Here is a 23,519-nt window from a genome sequence, read left to right on the forward strand (position 1 = left end):
CGCCCCACTAGCGCTGCGTTCCCATATCAAGGCTGCTCTGCGAGCCGGCGACATCCTCGCGCAGGGTCTCGAAGCGCTCGATCATCTCGGGAACCGCGGGATCCTGCTCGGTCATGGCATCAACGAGGTCAGACTGCAGCGCCTCTTGCGCGTCGCGCACACCGTCATCATCCAGCGCCTCACGGCGAGCGGCCAGAACGGATTCACGGGTCTCCTGATACTCCTGCATCAGGGCCGCCTGATCCTCTTCGGCAGCCTCGCCGCTTCGCAGCTCACGCGTGATGTCCTGCAGCCGCCGAATGGACTTGCGTGGCTCAACACCCTCGTCTCGCATGCGGGACATCACCTGGGTCTGCAGCGTGTCCTGCTGGCGCTGGAGCTCGGGATGATCTTCCATCGCCGTCTGGCGAATTTCGGAGAGTGTCTGCTGGAGTTCACGGAGTTCCTGGCGTTTGCTCTGCAGGCTATCTGTTGTGTCCTGAGCGAAGGATTGACTGCTCAGTGCGAACAGTAACCCTAGCGCTGCCACGCTCACCATTCGGCCTGCGCGGCTATTCAGCATTGTCATCATTCGCTCCAACGACCCATTGGCCCTGCTTAGAAGATCTGCAAGTTACCAGTCCGCGGCTACGCCGTGTCAATAAGATGCGGGTTGGGGCGATGATTACTTCAAATCGATAATCAGCGGATCGTGATCTGAGGCTCGCCAAACGCCCTCGCCCTCACGTGCAAGGTAAGCCGGTTCGTCGGCATTGACCGCCCACGACGTCAGCGCCTGAATTCGGGCAGCCATCGAATCTGTCGCCAGCACGTGGTCCAGATAGCCTGCGCGGCCGCGGTAAACATAGCCATAGCGTTGGGGTGCCGGTACCCGCTGCGCCAGCTGATCCACCAAGCCCGCCTCCACGAGTCGCTGCACCGGCTGCTCCTCGGCATAGGCGTTGAGATCGGCCAGAAGCAGCACTGGCGCCTCAGCCAGCTGATCCGCCTCGACCCAGTCGTCCAGCCAACGCGCCAGTGCGTCGGCCTCAGCCTCCCGCCGCTCGGCCCAGCAACCCGCCCCCCGATCGACATCGCCGTGCTCAGGACAGCCGCCTCGTGATTTGAAATGTGCCCCCGCGACAACCAGCGGCTCGCCCTGTGCGTCCTCAAACACCGCAGCGATCGGATCCCGGGCATGCGCCTCGTCGGCGTGGCGGGCCGCTCGCCTCTGCGTCAGACGCGACGGGCGAAACAACATAACGGTACGAATAACCGCAGCGCTGCGCTCTGACAGGGTCGCTTGGTAGTGTTGTCCAGGTGGCTGGTCTTCATTCAGCCAGTCCAGCAGGTCATCAACGGCCGCCGGTTTGTTCTGGATTTCATGGAGCACGAGCAGGTCTGCGTCGAGTGCCCGCAGGGTCGCCCGCAAGCGTGTCCGCTGGCGCTGAAAGCCCGCTGCGGTGGCGGGTCCACGCCCACCCCGGTCAATGAAGTAGTTCTGCAGGTTGAATTGCACCACCCGCAACGCACTGTCGGCAGGCCGGCGCGGTGCATCAACCGGGCGTGGATTAGCGGAACGGATCGCCGGTGGCGCAACCGGATGGATACGCCATTCGCCAAATGCGTGTGTGACCACCCCCGTGACGGACGCCAGCCGATCCCCGGCGCGTCGCACGCCCGTTTCATCGAGATAGGGCACCGGCCGCGGGTCCCGTCGGTAACTGCCGTCATCGAGCACAACCGGAAACGGCGTTCCGCCCTTGATGCCGGTATTGCGGGCGAAGGCGCGCCCCCCTTGGGCCAGCCGCATACTGCCGTAGCGACCGAGCTGATAGGTGTCCGTAACCGTCAACGGACCGTCGATCCGGATCAGGCGGTTCGCAAAGTCCGCCGGGTCATCCAGCGTATCGGCCGGCACGGCTGTCGGTTTGACTGGCTCCGCGCCACAGTGGACAAGTCCTTCCAGGCGCTCCAGCTGAATGCGACCACGGTAACGCCCGGTCCGGGCTTGCAGGCGCCAGCGCTCAGCCGGTTTTGGCGCAGCCCCCGGCGTAACGTCCGGGGCATACACAAACAAGCCCACCCGGGGCATATCGGATTCCACAAAAAAACCGTTTAACCCGCTTTGCCCCGGAAAGCTGGCGCTAACCGGCGCCTCGATGATCACCTCACGCCCCTCTGGGAGTGGCGCGCCATCCACGCCGGCGATTCGGTCAAGGGCAGTGGTACCCGGGTCGCCGCATTGCCCCGCGCCTGCCACTGCGGCTGAAGACAGCAGGATCAGGGCGAGCCCAAGCACCCATCGCTGCGGGTTAATGACCACGATGCACGTCGCGAACATTGCGCAGGCCCGCGATGCGGTCCACCACCCGACTTAACTGGCCGACGTCGCCCACTTCCACACTCAACACCATGCGGGCGACCTCATCAGTCGGGTCAGTCTGCGTGTTCACCGCGGTCACATTAATCCCTTCGTTGTTCAGCAGCGAAGAGATATCCCGAATCAGGCCGCGCCGGTCATAGGCCTCCACCGTGATATCGATGGCATACAGCTGGGCCGTCTCGTCGGCCCAGCTCACATCGATCAGGCGTTGTGGACTGGTCTCTTCGAGACGCTGGACATTCCGGCAGTCACGGCGGTGAATCGTGACGCCCTCGCCGCGCGTGATAAAGCCGATCACCGAGTCGCCTGGCGCGGGCTGACAGCAGCGCGCGATCCGGGTCAGCAGATTCCCGACACCATAGATCTGGATATCTTCCTCGCCCCGGCCAGCGGTTTTACGCCGGCGGCTGTGGCGTTTCAGCTGTTCCGGATCATCGTCCGCGGGCAGCAGCCGATCACGCAGGAGCCCGGCAATCTGCCCGCCGGTGATGTCGCCGCGGCCAATCGCCGCCAGAAACTCTGGCAGCCGAGGGAATCGCGAGCGACCAGCCAGCGCTTCCAGGTTCACGTCCTCAAGACCCAGCCGATGGAGCTCTCGCTCGAGCACGTGCCGGCCCGTCTCGACATTCTTGTCGTGATCCTGCTGCCGAAACCACGCCCTGACTTTGGAGCGCGCCCGGGGTGAGGTGAGGTAGCCCAGCGCCGGATTCAGCCAATCGCGGCTTGGCTGACCCTGACGGGCGGTCAGGATTTCCACCTGGTCCCCGTTTTGAAGGGCCCGAGTGAGCGGCACGATCCGTCCGTTCACGCGGGCGCCCCGGCAGCGATGACCCACCTGACTATGCACGGTATAAGCGAAATCAAGGGGCGTACTGCCCCGCGGCAAATCGATCACATCGCCTTGCGGTGTAATGACGTAGACGCGGTCCTCGAAGACCTCGGCCTTGAAGCGGTCAAGAAAGTCCTCATCCCCATCACCCGGGGCTTCCAGCAACTTGCGCAGCCACGCGACGCGGGCGTCAAAGTCTGGATCTTCGCCACGCCCTTCCTTGTAGCGCCAGTGGGCGGCGATACCAAGCTCCGCCTGGTCATGCATCTGACGTGTGCGAATCTGAACCTCGACCGCCCGGCCACCCGTGCCGACCACTGCGGTGTGGAGCGACTGGTAATTATTCTCCTTGGGGCTGGCGATATAATCGTCAAATTCACCAGGAATCGGCTGCCACAAGCTGTGCACGACCCCAAGGGCGGCATAGCACTGCGGAACGGTGTCCACGAGGATCCGGAAGGCGCGCAGATCAAAAAGCTCGTGGAAGCCCAGGCCCTTGCGCTGCATCTTCCGCCAGATGCTGTACAAGTGTTTGGGCCGACCGGAGACATTGGCCTCGATGCCTGCCTCGTCCAGGCTGCGCTCCAGCCGGGCCTTCATGGCGTCGATGAACCGCTCTCGATCCACCCGCTTCTCCGCCAGCAGGCGGGCAATGCGCTGGTAGGACGACGGATCGAGGTAGCGGAAAGCCAGGTCCTCCAGTTCCCATTTGATCTGCCAGATACCCAGACGATTGGCGAGTGGCGCGTGGAGATCGAGGGTCTCCCGGGCTATGCGCGCATGATCGGCGTCGGCAACCTGTCGCAGCACCCGCATATCATCCAGACGGTCAGCCAGAATAAGGAACACCACACGAATATCGCGGGCCATGGCCAGCAGCATCTTGCGAAGGGCTTCGGCGCGTTCACCGGCGTCGCCTGAAACGCCGCTGCCATGGAGGTGGCCGAGCTTTTCCATGCGCAGGCTGCCCTCAACCAGACTCGCGACCTCCTGACCGCAGGCCTCGGCGATTGCCTCGACACCCAGGTCGCTACAGGCAGGCAGCTCTTGCACCAGCCCGGCGATTAAGGAGTCAACGTCCAGATCCAGTTCGGCCAGCACAGTCGCCACACGCACGGCATGATCGATGAACCGGTCGCCCGTGTTCCGGCGCTGCTGTCCGCAGGATGCGCAAGCAAAAGCCCAGGCGTGGGCTAGCCGGTCGCGCTCGGCGTTTGCTGGCAGCCTCGGCAGCTGATGCAGCCACGCCTCAAAGCCCTGATCCGCGGGCCGTGACGCGTCTGTCCTGTCCGTCGTTTGCATCATATCTGTCAGTTTACCGCGCCCAGGTATTGCATATCCATACAGTACTGTATAAATTAACAGTGTCATTCACGGACCGGAGCAGGACATGCAGGGCCTCACTCCCCGCCAAGCAGAGATCCTCGAATTCATTCGGCAGTTCCTGGCGCTCACCGGCTATCCGCCTACGCGCAGCGAAATTGCCAGCGAGCTGGGCTTTCGCTCCGCCAATGCCGCCGAGCAGCACCTGCGGGCCCTGGCCCGCAAGAACGTCATTACGCTTCAACCGGGGGCCTCCCGCGGGATTCGCCTTTGCGAAGTCAGCGATACCCCAGTGGAAGCCGAAACGGGGCTGCCCGTCGTCGGGCAGGTTGCAGCAGGCAGCCCCCTGCTCGCCGAGTCGCACATCGACCGCTACTGCCAGGTCAGCAGCGGTCTGTTCTCTCCCGATGCCGACTACCTGCTCAAGGTTCGGGGGATGAGTATGCGGGATGCCGGCATCCTTGACGGCGATCTGCTGGCTGTCCATCGGACCACCGATGTCCGGGAGGGGCAGATTGTCGTCGCTCGCATCGATAACGAAGTCACCGTCAAGCGCTTCTCCCGCGCCGGGCATCAGGTCCGACTCCTGCCGGAGAACGCTGATTTCGAGCCTATTGAACTGGATCTGCGCCATGACGAGCTCACCATCGAAGGGGTGGGCGTCGGCGTGATTCGCGATGGGCTCTGAGCACCAGACAATCAGGAGAAACAACATGAATCAGGCGATTAATCAGCTGCTCGCACAGCCTGGCATCTGGCGCGCCAGCGACCGCCATCCTTCATCAGAGCCCCGCACTGGCACGCATGTACCCAGCGGGTTTTCGGGACTGGATGCGGTACTTCCTGGCGGCGGTTTTCCCACCGGCGCATTGACCGAACTCATCCATGCCCATCATGGCATTGGTGAGTTGCAGCTGGTCATGCCCGCGCTCGCGCGACTCTCCCGGGGCGGCCGGTGGATTGCACTGATCGCTCCACCTTTTGTGCCGTACGCGCCGGCCATGGCGGCACAGGGCATTGACCTGTCCCGAGTCCTGGTCGTACATCCCGATAATGGCACGCAGGCCCTTTGGTCTATAGAGCAGGCCCTGCGCACAGGAACCTGCGCAGCGGTGCTGGCCTGGCCCAGCACCTGTGATGACCGCAGCCTGCGGCGCCTGCAGCTTGCGGCCGAAGCAGGCGACAGTCTCGGCCTGCTGTTTCGTGAAAACGCTGCCGCCAAGGTGCGTTCACCCGCCGCACTCCGGCTTGTGCTTGATCAAAGCGACCGTCAGCGCCTGGGCGTCAGCGTACTCAAATGCCGCGGCACACCGGCTGGCGCCATCGAGCTCGACACCTGGTCCACGGCAGCGGCGGGTCAGCAAATGCCGCTAGCCATGACCCACTAAACCGGGCTCTGAGCGGATGCGTCACCATGCTCTGGTTATGTCTTCACTTTCGCCACCTACCAATGGAAGCGCTGAGTGGTGCCGAGCCAGCGGATTACCCCATCGTGATCACCGAGGCCGGCCGAATCATGAGGCGCAATCGTCTGGCTCGACAGGACGGCATTCACGATGGCATGTCAGTGGCAGCGGCTCGGGCAATGACCATCGGGTTGCGAGAGTGGGCGCATTGCCCGGATCGCGAGCGTCGCATGCTCGAGCAACTCGCTACCTGGGCCGGTCAATTCACCTCCCGCGTCAGTGTGCTCGCGCCGCGGTCGCTGCTGTTGGAAATCGGGGCCAGTCTTCATTATTTCGGTGGCCTCGAACCGCTTCGCCAGCGCCTTCATGATGCGCTCACTACCCTCGGCCACCAGGCTGCGCCGGGCATTGCGCCAACACCGACGGCGGCATGGCTGCTGGCCCGACATGGCGACACAACGCCCATCACCGACGCCTCCGCGCTTGCCGATCGGCTAGCCTCTCTGCCCGTTACCCGACTTGATCTGCCAGCGCGTATCCAGAAAGCGCTGAAAGGGTTGGGCTGCCAAACCATTGGGGATCTCCGGGCCATGCCACGGGATGGCCTTCGCCGCCGCCTGGGCCAGGCGCTACTCGAGACCCTGCAGCGGGCCCATGGCGAGCGCGCCGACCCACGCATGGACTGGAAGCCTCCAGCGCAGTTTCGAGCACGCATTGAACTGCCTGCCGAGACCACCGACAGGCAACAACTGCAACCTGGCTTCAGCCATCTGGTGGATGCGCTATGCGGGCACTTACAACGCCTGGATGCCGGCATCACGCGTCTGCACTTCCGACTCCACCACAACGATCGGCCCGCGACACCGCTGCGCGTGGGCATCATGACGCCGAGTCGTGACAGGGAACGCTTGATGGCACTGCTCGAACAGCAACTGGCGCAGTGCCAGCTCACAACCGGCGCACAAGCCATCAGCCTGAAGGCCGGTCGCCTGCAACCGCTCACTGGACAGAGCCAGGACCTGCTGGGAGATGCGACCGAAAACAACACCGCAGCGGCCTGGCAGCGACTGGTCGAAGACCTGGACAACCGCCTGGGACAAGGTCGGGTGCGGGCACTGTCAGTGCGTGAGGAACACCGACCAGAGCACGCATGGCAATACGCCGAACCGGGCCAGGGGCGTGGCAATGGCGGTCAGACACCGCGACCAACTTGGCTATTGCCCCAGCCAGCAGTCCTGGAAAGTCATGATGGCCGCCCTCACTATCATGGCCGCCTCATCCTCGAGCATGGACCTGAGCGCATCGAATCCGGGTGGTGGGATGGCCAGGACGTCAGCCGCGATTATTACCTGGCTGCCAGCCCGACCGGTGAGCGGCTATGGATTTTCCGCGAGCGTCGTGGCGCACGCGGCTGGTACCTGCATGGCCTTTTTGCCTGAGGGGTGGCCATGAAACGTGATGCCCCGCCCTACGCCGAACTCCACTGTCTGAGCAACTTCACCTTTCTTCGCGGTGCCTCCCACCCCGAAGAACTGGTCGCACGAGCAGCCGATCTGGGCTACCGCAGCCTGGCCATCACGGACGAGTGCTCTCTGGCTGGCGTTGTGCGGGCCCATGCCGCCGCCCGCCAGCATGACCTTCATCTAATCATCGGCAGCGAGTTCTATCTTGAAGACGGCTTGCATCTGATCCTGCTGGCACCGGATCGGGCCGCCTACGGCCGGCTCTCGGCATTGATCGCGCTCGGCCGCAGTCAGGCCACCAAAGGCACCTATCATCTCACCCGGAGCGATCTGCAGGATGGCATCCCCGGTTGCCTGGCCCTGCTGGTCACTGACACCAACACGGCCGATGACTCGGCTCACTGGGTCGCCCGCACTTTCCCGGGTCGTGCCTGGCTAACCACGTCGGTGCAGCGTGATGGCCTCGATACCGCGCGTTTCGATCACTGCCGTGCGCTCGCGAGCCGCCATGGCCTGCGCGCGACAGCCAGCAGTGGGGCGCTAATGCACCGGCGGAGCCGACGCGCCTTGCAGGACACCCTCACCGCGGTCCGGCTGCAGCAACCAATCAGCGCACTGGGGCACGCGCTGGCGGCCAATGGCGAGCGACATCTTCGCAGCCGCGCCCGGCTGGCACGGGACTACCCCCGAGACATGCTGGCCGAAGCCCTGCGCATTGCTCGACGCTGCCGTTTCTCTCTTGATGAACTGCGCTATGAATACCCCGAAGAACTGGTGGCCGAGGGCCATACCCCGGCGAGCTGGTTACGACATCTCGTAGAGACCGGTGCCCACACAACCTGGCCAGCCGGCATCCCTGAACGTGTTCGCCACGCCATCGAACACGAGCTTGCCCTGATCAGCGAGCTGGCCTATGAACCCTATTTCCTGACCGTACACGATGTCGTCGCATTCGCCCGCCAGCGCGGCATTCTGTGTCAGGGACGCGGATCGGCGGCTAACTCGACGGTCTGCTACTGCCTGGGCATCACCGCCGTCGATCCCTCTCGCGCCAGTCTGCTGTTCGAGCGCTTCATCTCTCGCGAGCGTAATGAGCCGCCGGATATCGATGTCGATTTCGAGCATGACCGCCGCGAAGAGGTCATTCAGTACATCTACCGCAAGTACGGCCGTCACCGAGCGGCCATCGCAGCAACCGTCATCTGTTATCGCCCCCGCAGCGCACTGCGGGATGCTGGCCGAGCGCTTGGCCTCGATGCCGACCAGCTCCAGCGTCTGACTGGCAGCATGCAGTGGTGGGATGGTCAGCACATCGAACGAGCGCGCCTTGAGGCGGCGGGCTTTGATCCGGACAACCCAGTGATCCATCGCTTGCTGACGCTGGTGCGCACCATGATCGGATTTCCTCGCCATCTGTCGCAGCACGTCGGCGGGTTCGTCATCAGCCGCGGGCCGCTCAGCGAGCTCGTTCCCACTGAAAATGCCGCCATGGCGGGGCGCAGCATCATCCAGTGGGACAAGGACGACCTGGAAACCCTGGGGCTGCTCAAAGTCGACTGCCTTGCCCTGGGCATGCTCAGCGCCATTCGGCGCAGCTTCGATCTGCTGAACCTGCACTACAACCGCCCACTGTCACTGGATACGCTCCCGCGAGAAGACCCTCAGGTCTACGACATGCTCTGCCGGGCTGACACAGTGGGCGTATTCCAGGTTGAGTCCCGGGCGCAGATGGCCATGCTGCCGCGCCTGCGACCACGGGCCTTCTATGACCTGGTCATCGAAATATCGATTGTCCGCCCAGGACCGATCCAGGGCGATATGGTGCACCCCTATCTCCGCCGTCGGGCTGGTGAAGACGCCGTGGAATACCCCAGCGACGAAGTCCGCGGCGTGCTGGAGCGAACCCTCGGTGTGCCCATCTTCCAGGAGCAGGTCATGCAGCTCGCCGTGGTCGCCGCTGGCTTCAGCCCAGGCGAAGCCGATCAACTCAGACGCGCCATGGCGGCCTGGAAAAAACGGGGTGGGCTGGGGCCTTTTCGCGAGCGGCTCCTCGAAGGCATGGCCGAGCGAGGTTATGCGCCTGAATTTGCCCATCGGGTTTTCGAGCAGATCTGCGGCTTTGGTGAATACGGCTTCCCGGAGTCCCATGCCGCCAGTTTTGCCCTGCTGGTTTATGTCTCGGCATGGATCAAATGCCACTACCCGGAGGTCTTTGTCTGCGCCCTGTTAAACAGCCAGCCCATGGGCTTTTATGCCCCAGCCCAGCTGGTTCGCGACGCCCGAGCCCACGGCGTAGAGGTGCGCGGTGTGGATGTCCGCTTTAGCGACTGGGATTGCACGCTGGAGCAAGACACGGACCAACGCCCGGCCTTGCGGCTGGGTCTGCGGTTGATTCGCGGTTTTGGCCAGGCCGCTGCCGAGCGTCTGATGGCGGCTCGGGATAACGAACACGCCTTTGCCGATGTCGCTGACCTTGGCCGGCGAGCCCAGCTCGACCGGGGCGATCTGCGTGCCCTGGCCGATGCCGGGGCACTCGCGGGACTCGGGGGACACCGACATCAGGCCTGGTGGCATGTGCTGGGCATTGAGGCCCATGGACCCTTACTCGAAAACGCCCCGGATCAGGAATCGCCCACAACCCTGCGCGCCCCCAGCGAGGCTGAAAATCTGCTGGGCGACTATCGCAGCCTTGGCCTGACGCTGGGCCGTCACCCCATTGCCCTGCTCCGCGATCAGCTCCGCCGGCACGGCTATCGCCCGGCCAGTGAGCTGACCCGGAGCGGCCATCGGCGCATCGCACGCAGCGCAGGCCTGGTCACAAACCGACAGCGCCCCGGCGCAGCGGGGGGTGTCGTATTCCTGACGCTTGAGGACGAGACCGGCACAGTGAATGTTGTGGTCTGGAAGGATCTTGCACGGCGGCAGCGCCAGATTCTGGTGGGTGCGAGTCTGCTGGGTGTCGTGGGGATCTGGGAGCGCCGCGACGAGGTTGAACACCTCATTGCAGGCCGGCTGGAAGACCACAGCCACCTTCTGGGCACTCTGGAGACGCGATCTCGGGATTTTCACTGACGAACGCCTTATCATGGGCGAATGCCCCCATCAGACAACGGCCAGACCCCACGCGCCATTCTCGAGCGGATCTTCGGCTACCGCAGTTTTCGTGGTCAGCAAGCTGCGGTTGTCGATTGGGTCAGTGAAGGCGGCAATGCCCTGGTGCTCATGCCCACCGGTGGGGGCAAGTCGTTGTGCTACCAAATCCCCGCCCTCGTCCGAACGGGGCTCGCGGTCGTGATCTCGCCGCTGATTGCACTCATGCATGACCAGGTCACCGCACTGAGACAGCAGGGCGTGCGGGCCGCCGCGCTCAATTCCAGTCTGGATCCGGTGGAGCGCATCGAGGTTGAACAGGCGATTGAAGCCGGCACCCTTGATCTGCTTTATGTCGCTCCCGAACGGCTGCTGTCCGGCGATCTGCTTAACCGGCTCTCGCGCCGACCTGTCGCACTGTTTGCCATCGACGAGGCGCACTGCGTGTCGCAATGGGGACATGATTTCCGACCCGAATATCTCCAGCTGGGCATTCTTGGGGAGCGCTTCCCCGCGGTTCCCCGGGTCGCGCTGACCGCGACCGCCGATACCCGCACCCGCGAGGAGATTCATCGCCAGCTGCTTCCCGCCGATGCCCGCGTCTTCGTCTCAAGCTTCGATCGCCCCAACATTCGCTATCACGTCGGCGTCAAAGAAAAACCCCGAGAGCAATTACTGCGCTTCATCCGCGAGCGTCATGCCGGAGAATCCGGCATTGTCTACTGCATGTCCCGCCGGGCGACCGAGCAGATTGCCGACTGGCTGAACGCGCGGGATATCCCCGCGCTTGCCTATCACGCCGGGATCGACCCTGCGCAGCGCCAAGCACACCAGGGCCGATTCCTTCGCGAGGATGGCCTTGTCATGGTCGCCACCGTCGCCTTTGGCATGGGTATCGACAAGCCGGATGTGCGTTTTGTCGCGCATCTGGATCTACCCAAGACCCTTGAGGCCTATTACCAGGAGACCGGGCGCGCTGGCCGCGATGGCCTGCCGGCGGAGGCCTGGCTGATTTACGGCCTGCAGGACATTTACCGGCTTCGACAGATGAGCGCCGAGTCGACCGCAGGCGATGATCACAAACGCCGGGAACATCAGCGCCTTGAAGCCCTGCTGGGTTTTTGTGAGACGACCGGTTGCCGGCGGCCGGCATTACTTGGCCATTTCAGTGAGACGCACGCCGGTGAATGCGGCAACTGCGACAACTGCCTTACCCCGCCCGCTACCTGGGACGCCACGGATGCGGCTCGCCGAGTACTGTCCTGCGTCTACCGCACGGGCCAGCGCTTTGGGGCCAAACATGTCATTGACGTCCTGCGGGGCGCTGATGATGAGCGGATTCGGCGACTGGGCCACGATCAGTTAACCACCTGGGGCATTGGCCAGGATCTGGCCGCAGGACTATGGCAGTCCGTTATCCGCCAGCTTCTGGCCCACGGCCTGCTCGCCCCCGATCCGAACGGGCACGGGGGACTGCAGCTCACCGATGCCTGTCGCCCGGTTCTGCGGGGAGAGACACGAATCGAGCTGCGTGAGGATGCGCTGCCAACCCGCCAGCGCCCATCCCACCAACGCATCGAGGCAGCCGACGTGGCGGCCGACCCGGACACTTGGGCCACCCTGCGGGCCGAGCGGCGCCGGCTTGCTGAAGCAGAAGGCGTGCCGCCTTACATTATCTTTCACGACGCCACCCTGCTGGCCATGCTCGAGCAGCAGCCGCGTAATCTGGCCGAGATGGCCGATGTGCCCGGGGTCGGCGCACACAAGCTCAGCCGCTATGGTGAGGCGTTCCTAGCCGCGCTCGCGGCTTCCCCGAGCACTTCAGGCGCCTGAACGGCCATGCGGTTCAGGCCGCTCAGCACCGCCCGAATGGACGCCGTGACGATGTTGGCATCCAGGCCAACGCCATAGACATCACCCTCAATGGGCGCCGCGGCCAGCTCCATAAAACAAATCGCGCCGGCATCCGACCCATGACTCAGTGAGTGCTCCTCGTAATGCTGCACTTTGACCGGGCTGCCCAGGGCATCCAGCAAGGCGTCAATCGGGCCGTTCCCGAATCCGGTCAGCACCTGCTCTTCGCCCCCGCGGTCCAGGCGCAAACGAATGCCCTGGCGGTCATTGGCATCAAACAGTGCATGCCCGAGATAATGCAAAGGAGAATCAAGGGTCAGATACTCCCGCTCGAAAATGGCCCAAAGCTGGTCTGCAGCGACGGTCCCGCCCGACGCGTCGGTGTGTGCCTGAACGACCTGCGAGAACTCCACCTGGAGGCGCCGGGGCAGGCTGACGCCGTACTCACGCTCAAGGAGATAGGCGATCCCGCCTTTGCCTGACTGGCTATTAACCCGAATGACCGACTCGTAGCTGCGGCCGATATCCCGCGGATCAATGGTGAGATAGGGCACTTGCCAGACCCCGTCCTCGGGCTGGACGGCAAATCCCTTGCGAATGGCGTCCTGGTGCGACCCTGAAAACGCGGTGAAGACCAGATCGCCCACATACGGATGCCGCGGGTGCACGGGCATCTCCGTGCACTGCTCAACGGTGCGCAAAACCTCGTTAATCCGCGAGAGATCCAGGCCCGGGGACACACCTTGCGTGTAGAGATTGAGCGCCAAGGTCACCAGATCCACATTGCCGGTGCGCTCACCGTTACCGAACAGGCAACCCTCCACCCGATCCGCACCAGCCATCAGCGCCAGCTCGGTCGCGGCCACGCCCGTCCCACGATCGTTGTGCGGATGCACACTGAGCACGATGCCCTCACGCCGAGCCAGATGCCGATGCATCCACTCGATTTGATCGGCGTAGACATTGGGCGTGGACATCTCAACCGTGGCCGGCAAGTTGATGATAACCGGGCGTTCGGGCGCAGCCTGCCAAACCGCCGTGACCGCATCGACCACCTCAAGGGCGAACTCGGGCTCCGTGGCACTGAAGGTCTCCGGGCTGTACTGAAAACGCCAGTCGGTCTGCGGATTCTCATCGGCCAGGGCCTGGATATGGCCCGCAGCCTCGACGGCCATGGTGCGAACGCCCTCTGCCGCCTGCCGAAAGACGACGTCGCGAAATACCGGTGAGGTCGCATTGTAGACATGCACAATGACCCGTGGAGCGCCCGCGACGGACTCGAACGTCCGGGCAATCAGATCGGGCCGTGCCTGCGTCAGCACCTCAATCCACACGCCCTCCGGAATCGCGTCGGTATCAATCAAATGTCGGACAAAGTCGTGATCAGCCTGTGAGGCGGAGGGGAAACCCACCTCAATCTCCTGAAATCCGATCTCGATCAGGCAGTCATACAAGGCCCGCTTGCGCGGCACATCCATCGGCTCGAACAAAGCCTGATTACCGTCACGCAGATCGGTACTCATCCAGATCGGCGGCCGTGTGAGGGTGCGATCAGGCCATTGCCGGTCGCTCAGCCGCACGGGCCGGTAGGGCTGATATTTCTGGCTAGGATCCTTGAGCATGCTGGCGCGCTCCCTGTGATTAAACGAGTCTGCTGCCGCCGGTGGCGGTCATTGGGAAAAGCAACGATTGGAGGGGGATTATTTAACTGCGCGCGCGGCGCAGCAGCAGGCCAGCCAGAAGGCCCAGGGAGCGGAGCAGTCGTGCAAGATTGTTGATTGTCATCGACATAGCCCGAGTAAACCGTTAACGGCATCGGGAAGTCAAGCGATCCGGTAGACTGGGGCCATGTCAACATCCCCGCATTCATGGCGGCAATACCTTGGGGTTTTCCGCTATAGCCGTCGAGCCATTGAGCTCGTCTGGCAAACGAGCCGCGCACTCACGTTCATACTGGCCATCGCAACGCTCGTGGCCGGCCTGCTCCCTGCCGCTGCCGCGTGGGTCGGTCAGCTCATCGTCGATGGTGTCGTGGCCGCGATCGAGGCCGATGCCGGCATCCCCGAGCGGCTGTTGTGGCTCGTCGCCCTGGAGGGGGGAATCATCGCGGGCATCGCCGGTGGCCAGCGCGCGATCCAGACCGTGCAGTCCCTGTTGCGCGCGCAGCTCGGCCAGCGCGTTAACGTCATGATTCTTGAAAAAGCGCAGACGCTGCAGCTTGCAGACTTCGAAGACTCGGAGTTCTACGACAAGCTCACACGCGCCCGTCGCGAGGCCTCAAGCCGCCCTCTCAGCCTCGTTAACCGAACTTTCGGTCTCATCCAGAATGGCCTGTCACTTGCCAGCTTTGCCGGCCTCCTGTTTGCGTTTTCGCCCTGGGCGGTCGCCATCCTCGTGCTCGCCGGGCTCCCGCAATTCTTCTCCGAGGCCAAGTTCTCCGGCGATGCCTTTCGGCTCTTTCGCTGGCGCAGTCCTGACACCCGTCAGCAGATGTACCTCGAGACAGTCCTTGCTCGAGAGGACAGCGCCAAGGAGGTCAAGCTCTTTCAACTCGGTCCGCTGCTGCTGCAGCGCTATCGCGACATCTTCGAACGACTCTATCGCGAGGACCGAAGCCTGACACTGCGCCGAGATTTGTGGGGCTTTGGCCTGGGGTTGATTGCGACGCTGGCGTTTTACGCCACCTATGCGTGGATTGTGATGAGCACCGTGGCCGGTGCGATCACGCTCGGGCAGATGACGATGTATCTGGCCGTATTCCGCCAGGGCCAGAGCGCTGTCAGCGCCAGTCTCACGGCCATTAGCGGCATGTACGAGGACAACCTCTACCTGTCCAACCTGTATGAATACCTGGAACAGCCGGTGAGCACCGGAACCGGGGAGGCCACCACCGGTGCCATCCCTAATGATGGCCTACGCTTTGAGGGCGTTAGCTTTCGCTATCCTGGCAGTGAGCAATTCGCGCTCGAGTCGATCGACCTTCACCTGGCCCCGGGCCAGACCCTCGCCCTTGTCGGCGCAAATGGCTCAGGTAAAACCACGCTGATCAAGCTACTGGCAGGTCTCTACACCCCTTCCGCAGGGTGTATCCGACTGGATGGCACGGATCTTCGCGATTGGGATAGCACCACGCTGCGCCAGCGGATCGGAATCATTTTCCAGGACTTCATGCGCTACCAGCTCCCCGTTGGCGAGAACATCGGTGCCGGCGACGTCACCCACTTTCAGGACGAAGCGCGCTGGCAACAGGCCGCCCGCCAGGGTCTGGCTGATGCCTTCATTGAAGAGATCCCGGGTGGCTACCACGCCCAGCTGGGACGCTGGTTCAAGGATGGCCGCGAACTGTCCGGCGGACAGTGGCAAAAAATCGCTGTGGCGCGGGCGTTCATGCGTGAGGAGGCCGACGTGCTTGTACTCGACGAGCCGACAGCTGCCATGGACGCGGCGGCAGAGGCGGAGATCTTCGCCCATTTCCGCGAGCTGACCCGAGACCGCATGGCCATCCTGATCTCCCACCGTTTCTCGACCGTGCGCATGGCCGATGAAATCGCCGTCATCGATGGCGGGCGCATTATTGAGCGGGGCAGTCATGACAGCCTGCTAGCCCGAGAGGGCCAGTATGCCCATCTGTTCCAACTACAGGCGGCGGGCTACCAGTGAGCCCAACGGCATGCCGTGAACTGATCTGGGTCACTGGTGCGGCAGCGGCCACCCGGGCCCACGCCGAGGCCTGTCTGCGGGCCCAGCATCAACAGCCGGTCGGCTGGATTGGCACCCCCTCATCGCCCTGGCCACCAGCCTGGTCGGTGGTGCCCACCGGGCAGGGCCGCCAGCTCCTCGGGCGAACCCTGACGGCCGGTGTACTGGATGCCCATGCCGGTTTTGATCCGGATGACTTTGGCGCCCTCAGCGGCACCATCAGCGGCGGCGGTGCCCTCATCTTGCTGAGCCCACCGGCTGAGGCGTGGCCGGAACAGCCTGACCCCGCCCTTCAGCCCCTGCTCACCCATGGCCTCACCCTGACCGATTTCCAGGGCCATTTCCTGGCCCGACTGATCCGGCTCCTGAATGACGATCCGGCGGTCACGCACGTTGATGTTGCAACGGCCAACCGGCACCCACGCGCCTTAACTCCACCGTCAACCGCTCAGCCGGTCACCACACACGATCAACAGACCGCCATCGCCGCGATCACCGCATTAGCCGAGCCCCCCCTGCCGGCCACGCTGCTGATTACGGCCGATCGCGGTCGGGGCAAATCCGCTGCGCTTGGATTGGCGGCCCAGGCCCTGTGCGATCCGAGCGTGCGATTAACCGGGCCATCCCGGGCCGCCGTGGAACGCGTGATTGCGCATGCCGGATCAGCTGCGCCCCGTTTCACCGCCCCTGAACGCGTGACAGCCGACGACGGACTGCTCATGGTCGACGAGGCCGCCGCTCTCCCCCTCGGGCTGCTCGCCCAACGCGTTAGAGAAAACCCCCGGTGTGTGCTGACCGGCACGGTGCATGGTTATGAGGGCAGCGGCCACGGCTTGACGCTGCGCCTGGCTCGGATCCTGGAGGACGCCGGATGCCCGCTTCAGCGGCTGCATCTAACCGAACCGATCCGTTGGCCGCTCAACGACCCGCTCGAGGCACTCACGGATCGCATCCTCCTGCTCAGTGCTGAACCCCAACCCACCGACTCGCGCACTGCCCGGGCCACCGTGACCGTCGAGCCCATGGCGGCCGAGGCGCTAGCGGGCAACGAGACGGATCTGCACGATGCCTTCGGGCTACTGGTGGCCGGGCACTATCAAACCCGACCGCGGGATTGCCGCCAGCTCCTGGATGACCCAGCCATGCAGATCGTCGTCGCGCGCGCGGGCCGGCAGATCATTGGCATCGCGGCAGCCCGCCCGGAAGGGGGGCTGGACGCTGATCTGGCTGAAGCGGTTTACCTTGGCAGACGCCGGCCAGCAGGTCATTTAATCGCTCAATCTCTGACGTTTCACGCCGGCATCAGGGAAGCGGCCAGGCAATCGGGGCTGCGTATCCAGCGGATCGCCGTACACCCTGATTGGCAGCGCCAGCGGGTCGGTCAAGCACTCGTGGACGCCCTGGCGAACACAGCCAGTGAGAGCGGGTGTGACTGGTTGGGGACAAGCTTTGCCGCCAGCCCAGCGCTCATCGATTTCTGGCGAGCCTGTCGACTGGACGTTGCGCGGGTCGGTAATCGACGCGATCCCCGCAGCGCCAGTCACGCCGTCATTATGCTGCGGGCACTCAGCGCGGCGGGGACGTCGTTGATCACCCAGGCGCGGCAGCGTGTCGCCGTGCACCTGCCCGATCAGCGCCAGCACGCCCTCTGCGACCTGCCCACGCCGCTCTTTGAGCGGCTATCCAGACACCTGCCGCCCCACCCACCAACAGAATCCGTCGATCAAGCCGATCTGCGCGCCTTTGCCTATGGTTACCGTGCATTACTGGACAGCCACGGCGCACTGGCGCGACGGGCGCAGGGCGTCGACAATGGGTGGTCGCCTTTAGACGATGCCCTGCTGGCGACGGCCATTCGCGCGCCTCAGGACAGCGCGGCGCTTGCGAGCGCGGCAGGCGTGACGGGCCGTCGCGAGGCACTCGCCCGCCTGCGATGCATCGCGCAACAATTGCTGGAGAGTGATCCATGAGTGACGAGGTCATCCGCATCCGCGGAGCCCGCCAGAACAACCTGCGCAACCTGGACCTGGACCTGCCGACCGGCGAGTTCACCGTGATTACCGGTGTATCCGGATCCGGCAAGTCATCACTGGCTTTCGACACGTTGTATGCCGAGGGGCAGCGCCGCTACGTCGAGACATTCTCGCCCTATGCCCGGCAGTTTCTGGACCGTATGGACCGCCCTGCCACCGATCGCGTGGAGGGGATTCCACCAGCGATCGCCATTGATCAGACCAACCCGGTGCGCACCTCACGCTCCACCGTGGGCACGATGACCGAGCTCAACGACCATCTGAAATTGCTCTTTGCCCGGGCTGCCCGTTTGTACTGCGGTGGCTGTGGTCGGCAGGTCACGCGAGACACCGCAGACGGCATCTTTGAGCGCCTGCAAGGCCGGTGCGAAGGCAAGCGCGTGCTCATCGCCTTTGATGTGGCCATCCCGACCCAGTACGAGGCCGCAGAGATTCGCGCACTGCTTGAGCGCCAGGGCTATACGCGCATCGAAGACAGCCCCAATGGCGGGCTGCGGGTGATTCAGGATCGCGTGCGCCTCACCGCCGAGCGCCGTGATCGCATCATCGAGGCGCTCGAAGCGGCATTCACCCATGGCCGCGGCCGCCTGGTGGTGGTCGAGCTCGATGACCAGCGGGCGCCCGTGGTCACCCATCGTTTCTCGAGCGATCTCCACTGCCCGGACTGCGACCGCCATTATCAGGAGCCCACGCCCAGCCTGTTTTCCTTTAACTCACCGATTGGCGCCTGCGAGACCTGCCGCGGCTTCGGCCGGGTCATGGGCATCGATTATGGGTTGGTCATACCCGACCCGCGGCTTAGCCTGCGCGACGGAGCCATCCGGCCCTGGCAGTCCGGCAAATCCGCTGAATGCCAGAAAGACCTCCTCCGTCATGCGCGCCGCCAGGGCGTGGCCGTCGATATCGCCTGGGAAGATCTGCCCGAGGCCGATCGGCGCTGGGTACTGGAAGGCGACGGGAAACGCCGGGATGACTGGTACGGCGTCCAGGGCTTCTTCGACTGGCTCGAGGCCAAGAGCTACAAGATGCATGTCCGGGTCCTGCTCTCCAAATATCGCAGCTACGACCTCTGCCCTGATTGTGAGGGCGCACGCTTAAAGCCCGAGGCCCTGCTCTGGCGCCTGGGAGGGCATGCGGAAGCCGCGGCAGCGCTGCCCACGGACCAACGGCATCGCCCCCGAGGCACCACAGTGTCAGAGGAGGCGTTCCAGGGCCTGCCCGGGTTGTGTGTCTACGACCTGATGACGCTGCCGCTTGATCGCACCGCGCGCTTTTTTGCCGATGTTGCCTTGCCTGCGCCAATGGATGACGCCGTCCCGGTGCTCATGGAGGCCATCGGCAGTCGGCTGGGGTTTCTTGAACAGGTCGGCGTGGGCTACCTCACTCTGGACCGCCAGTCCCGCACGCTCTCGGGCGGGGAAGTCCAGCGCATCAATCTGACCACGGCCCTCGGGACATCACTGGTCAATACGCTTTTTGTACTGGATGAACCCAGTATCGGCCTGCATCCGCGGGATATCGGTCGGATCACCGGCGTTATGCAGCGCCTGCGGGATGCCGGCAACACGCTGGTCGTGGTGGAGCACGATCCGGACATCATGCAGGCGGCCGAGCGCATCCTGGATATCGGCCCCGGGCCCGGCCGGGCCGGCGGCGACATCGTGTTCAATGGCACGCCAGCGGCACTGCGCGCCGACCAGACCTCCCTGACCGGGGCGTATCTGCGCGGCAGCCAGACCGTGGCCGCCCAAGACCGGACACCGCGTGGTGAGCCCGAGACCTGGCTCGAGATTCGGGGCGCCCGAGAACACAATTTGCAGGGCATCGACATCCGCCTGCCCCTGCATCGCCTGGTCTGTCTGACGGGTGTATCGGGTTCCGGCAAGTCCACGTTGCTGGAGACCGTGCTGTACCGAGCCTTGCGAAAACAACTCGGCGAGGCGGTCGATCCACCCGGCGCCCACGATGCGCTGCTGGGCGCTGAGACCATCGATGAGGTGGTCATGGTGGATCAATCAGCCATCGGCCGGACCACGCGCTCAAACCCGGCGAGCTACGTTGGCGCCTTCGACCCCATTCGCAAGGCCTTCGCGCGTGAACCGCTGGCGAAGGAGCGGGGCTACACGGCTGGCACATTCAGTTTTAATGCGGGCAATGGCCGCTGCCAGGCCTGCGGCGGTAACGGTTTTGAACACGTGGAGATGCAGTTTCTCTCCGATGTCTACTTGCGCTGCCCGACCTGTGATGGCCGGCGCTTCCGCGACAGTGTCCTTGAGGTCCGCTTGCCGCCGGCTCACGACCTGGCGCGCGGCCCGGCCTCCATCGCCGATTGTCTTGAGATGACGGTGGATGAGGCGACCGCCTTCTTTGCCGATTACCCGGAAATCCTCCGCGGCCTCGAGCCCCTTGTCGCTGTGGGCTTGGGCTACATGCAGCTTGGTCAGCCTGTCCCGACGCTATCGGGGGGCGAGGCGCAGCGCCTCAAACTCGCCGGGCATCTGGCAAAGGCGGGCCGACGCCGCGGCGGCCACAAACTATTCTTGTTTGATGAACCCACCACCGGTCTGCATTTCGCGGACATCAGCGTGCTGCTCACCGCCCTCGAACGTCTGATTGCCAACGGCCATTCCGTCATCCTGATCGAGCATAACCTCGACGTCATGCTGGCCTCGGACTGGCTCGTCGATCTTGGCCCCGAGGGCGGCGATGCCGGGGGTCAGCGCCTGGCTGAAGGCCCACCCAGTGCCGTCATGGCCAGTGAGGCCAGCCACACGGGGGCCGCCCTGAAGCGCTATCGGGCCAGTCGCGATCACGGCACCCCCTCCGCGCTCGCCGTGGCCGATGCACCAGCCACAGCGCCAGCGCCAGCGCCAGCGCGAGAGCGCGCTATCCGGGTACGCAACGCCAGGGAGCACAACCTCAAGGGCATTGATGTACGCATCCCCGAACAGGGCATGACGGTAATCACGGGGCTGTCAGGCTCGGGCAAAAGCACCGTGGCCTTTGACATTCTATTCAACGAAGGCCAGCGCCGTTATCTGGAATCGTTGAACGCCTACGCCCGGCAGTTCATGCAGCCCGCTGCCCGACCCGATGTCGATGCCGTCTACGGCATTCCGCCGACCGTTGCGATTGAACAGCGGACCAGTCGTGGCGGACACAAAAGTACTGTGGCGACGTTGACCGAACTTCACCACTTCTTGCGCCTGCTGTTCGTCAAGCTTGGCACTCAGTACTGCCCGGACTGCGATCGTCCCATCAGCGAGCAAAGCCGCGAGGCGATTGCGGCCCACCTGCTGGAACACCATCGCGGCGAGCCCATTACCCTGCTGGCGCCGCTGGTGATTGCCCGTAAGGGCTACTACACCGATCTGGCGCAGTGGGCCGCCGGGAAAGGATTTGATGTCCTGCGGGTAGACGGCACCGATCGGCCCACCGACGAGTGGCCTCGGCTTGATCGCTACCAGGAACACGACATCGATCTGCCGGTGGCCACACTCACGCCAGACCCGACGCAAGAGGCCGTGCTTGAAGACGCCCTGGATCGGGCCCTTGGCTATGGCCGCGGTCAGCTCCGCGTCGCAGCGCCAGATGGCACGAACCCCCTCTACTCCACCGAACGCGCCTGCCCGGGCTGCGCGCGAAGCTTTGCTGAACTGGATCCCCGGCTTTTCTCGTACAACACCCGCCATGGCTGGTGCCCGCGCTGTTTCGGCACGGGTGTTGTCCTCGCGGGCTTCGATGAGGAACAGACCGGTGAGGAACGGCAGTGGCGGGCGGATGAGGACGAGCATCCGGTGACCTGCCCAGCCTGTGGCGGTCACCGATTAAGGCCCGAAGCCCTTGCCGTGCGGTTTATGGATCGCGGGATCGCCGATTACGGGCAGTTTTCCATTCGCGAGGCCCGCGCGTTCTTTGATGACATGCGTCTGTCGGGCCGCGAGGCCGAAGTCGCCCGAGACATCCTGAGCGAGCTGCGAAGCCGCCTGGGCTTCCTCTCCTCCGTGGGGCTCGATTACCTCACGCTGGATCGCGCCGCGCCCACGCTCTCCGGCGGTGAGGCGCAACGCATCCGACTCGCCGCACAACTCGGTTCAAATCTGCAGGGGGTGTGCTACATCCTGGACGAGCCCACGATTGGCCTGCACGCCCGGGATAATCGCATGCTGCTCGACACCCTCGGCGCGCTGGAGCGCAAGGGCAACACGCTGGTCGTTGTCGAGCATGACGAGGACACCATTCGGCGTGCCGATCATGTCATCGATCTCGGCCCCGGCGCCGGCGTGCGCGGTGGGCGGATCGTTGCCGAAGGCCAGCTACCCGCGCTGCTGGACAACCCCGATTCGGTCACCGGTCGCGCCCTGGCCCACCCGATGCCACATCCGCTGCGCGGTGAGCGCCGCGATCCGCATGCGGAACCCGTGCTGGTCATTGAGGGCGCCTCGGCCAACAACCTCAAAGACCTGAATGCGCACATCCCACTGGGGCGCCTGACGGTCGTCAGCGGCGTCTCCGGTTCCGGCAAGAGCACGCTGATCCGTGAGGTCCTGCACGGCAACCTGCGCCAGCAACTCAACCGTCACGCAGACCCGAATCGGGCTGCCACGGGCTGTCGCAAGCTCGTCGGCCACGCGGGCCTGGATCGGGTGCTTGAAGTTGATCAGACCCCGATTGGCAAAACGCCGCGCTCGTGTCCGGCAACCTACGTGGGCATTTATGATGATATCCGCCGCTTGTTCGCGCAGACCGAGGAGGCGCGCATTCGCGGCTATGGCCCCGGGCGCTTCTCGTTCAACACACGCGAAGGCCGCTGCCCGGAATGCGAGGGCCAGGGCATGCGACGCATTGAAATGAACTTTCTACCGGATGTCACCGTTCCCTGTGAAAGCTGTCGCGGTCAGCGCTTCACGCCAGAGACGCTGGCAGTCACCTGGCGTGGCCGCTCCATTGGCGAGGTACTCGACATGGACATCGAAACGGCCGTCACGTTTTTTGAGGCCCATTCGAAGCTGCATCATGCGCTCGGGCTCCTACGCGACACCGGCCTGGGGTATCTGACCCTTGGGCAACCCAGTCCAACGCTCTCCGGTGGCGAGGCCCAACGGATCAAACTGGTCAGCGAGCTGGCGAAAGCACGGCCCGATACCGGGCGTGGTCGCCAGCCGCGAACGCTGTATATTCTCGATGAGCCCACCGTGGGTCTGCATATCGCCGATGTCGAACGCTTGATCGCCGTGCTACACCGCCTCGCGGACGCAGGCCATAGCGTGGTGGTGATCGAGCACAATCTGGATGTGCTGACCGAAGCCGACTGGCTCATCGACCTCGGCCCGGAAGGCGGTGCCGATGGCGGACAGATTGTCGCTCAGGGCACCCCCGAGCAGGTAAGCCGCAACCCGGATTCCCACAGCGGCCGCATGCTGTCGGAATTTCTGGATGACCATTGAATTGTTCCAA

12 protein-coding genes are annotated in these 23,519 nt (G+C 64.1%); 8 read left to right on the forward strand and 4 right to left on the reverse strand.

Annotated features, from left to right (window positions below; all coding sequences use genetic code 11):
- Positions 1 to 7: 7 nt before the first annotated feature.
- From SPISAL_RS06005 to relA, 3 genes are all read right to left on the reverse strand, one after another.
- Entirely contained in the window at positions 8 to 568 is a 561-nt protein-coding gene (locus SPISAL_RS06005) for a hypothetical protein (RefSeq protein WP_041389260.1), read from the reverse strand.
- Positions 569 to 664: 96 nt separating this feature from the next.
- The gene (locus SPISAL_RS06010; RefSeq protein WP_016353583.1) at positions 665 to 2,323 is read right to left on the reverse strand and encodes an ExeM/NucH family extracellular endonuclease; all 1,659 of its coding nucleotides are present in this window, start codon (positions 2,321 to 2,323) and stop codon (positions 665 to 667) included.
- Positions 2,295 to 4,499, reverse strand: coding sequence for a GTP diphosphokinase (gene relA / locus SPISAL_RS06015; RefSeq protein WP_016353584.1), 2,205 nt, complete (start codon positions 4,497 to 4,499; stop codon positions 2,295 to 2,297). Before relA ends, SPISAL_RS06010 begins: the two co-directional genes overlap by 29 nt.
- 85 nt (positions 4,500 to 4,584) lie before the next feature.
- On the opposite strand from relA, the gene lexA reads away from it, so the two are divergent.
- From lexA to recQ, 5 genes are read left to right on the forward strand one after another with little or no spacing between them, the layout of a single operon-like run.
- Positions 4,585 to 5,205, forward strand: a complete 621-nt coding sequence (gene lexA, locus SPISAL_RS06020) for a transcriptional repressor LexA (RefSeq protein ID WP_016353585.1) — start codon at positions 4,585 to 4,587, stop codon at positions 5,203 to 5,205.
- A gap of 25 nt (positions 5,206 to 5,230) precedes the next feature.
- The gene (gene imuA / locus SPISAL_RS06025; RefSeq protein ID WP_016353586.1) at positions 5,231 to 5,905 is read left to right on the forward strand and encodes a translesion DNA synthesis-associated protein ImuA; all 675 of its coding nucleotides are present in this window, start codon (positions 5,231 to 5,233) and stop codon (positions 5,903 to 5,905) included.
- Positions 5,906 to 5,931: 26 nt separating this feature from the next.
- Positions 5,932 to 7,362 carry a Y-family DNA polymerase gene (locus SPISAL_RS06030; RefSeq protein WP_016353587.1) on the forward strand — a complete coding sequence of 477 codons (1,431 nt, stop codon included), beginning with the start codon at positions 5,932 to 5,934 and terminating at the stop codon, positions 7,360 to 7,362.
- A 9-nt stretch (positions 7,363 to 7,371) separates the two neighbouring features.
- Positions 7,372 to 10,458: an error-prone DNA polymerase gene (locus tag SPISAL_RS06035; protein ID WP_016353588.1), complete on the forward strand. Its 3,087-nt coding sequence runs from the start codon at positions 7,372 to 7,374 to the stop codon at positions 10,456 to 10,458.
- 21 nt (positions 10,459 to 10,479) lie between these two features.
- Positions 10,480 to 12,309 carry a DNA helicase RecQ gene (recQ, locus tag SPISAL_RS06040; protein ID WP_041389265.1) on the forward strand — a complete coding sequence of 610 codons (1,830 nt, stop codon included), beginning with the start codon at positions 10,480 to 10,482 and terminating at the stop codon, positions 12,307 to 12,309.
- On the opposite strand, the gene leuA is transcribed toward recQ, so the two are convergent.
- The gene (gene leuA / locus SPISAL_RS06045) at positions 12,252 to 13,952 is read right to left on the reverse strand and encodes a 2-isopropylmalate synthase (protein WP_016353590.1); all 1,701 of its coding nucleotides are present in this window, start codon (positions 13,950 to 13,952) and stop codon (positions 12,252 to 12,254) included. The two genes, recQ and leuA, sit on opposite strands and share 58 nt — an antisense overlap.
- A gap of 226 nt (positions 13,953 to 14,178) precedes the next feature.
- Between leuA and SPISAL_RS06050 the strand changes: the two genes are divergently transcribed.
- The 3 genes from SPISAL_RS06050 to uvrA are packed head-to-tail and all read left to right on the forward strand — an operon-like array spanning position 14,179 to position 23,509.
- Positions 14,179 to 15,990: an ABC transporter ATP-binding protein gene (locus SPISAL_RS06050; RefSeq protein WP_016353591.1), complete on the forward strand. Its 1,812-nt coding sequence runs from the start codon at positions 14,179 to 14,181 to the stop codon at positions 15,988 to 15,990.
- Positions 15,987 to 17,999 carry a GNAT family N-acetyltransferase gene (locus SPISAL_RS06055; protein WP_016353592.1) on the forward strand — a complete coding sequence of 671 codons (2,013 nt, stop codon included), beginning with the start codon at positions 15,987 to 15,989 and terminating at the stop codon, positions 17,997 to 17,999. Before SPISAL_RS06050 ends, SPISAL_RS06055 begins: the two co-directional genes overlap by 4 nt.
- Positions 17,996 to 23,509 (forward strand): excinuclease ABC subunit UvrA, encoded by a 5,514-nt coding sequence (uvrA, locus tag SPISAL_RS06060; protein WP_016353593.1) that lies wholly within the window; start codon positions 17,996 to 17,998, stop codon positions 23,507 to 23,509. Before SPISAL_RS06055 ends, uvrA begins: the two co-directional genes overlap by 4 nt.
- The last annotated feature ends 10 nt before the right edge of the window (positions 23,510 to 23,519 follow it).

This window comes from Spiribacter salinus M19-40 (genome assembly GCF_000319575.2).
Classification (GTDB): domain Bacteria; phylum Pseudomonadota; class Gammaproteobacteria; order Nitrococcales; family Nitrococcaceae; genus Spiribacter; species Spiribacter salinus.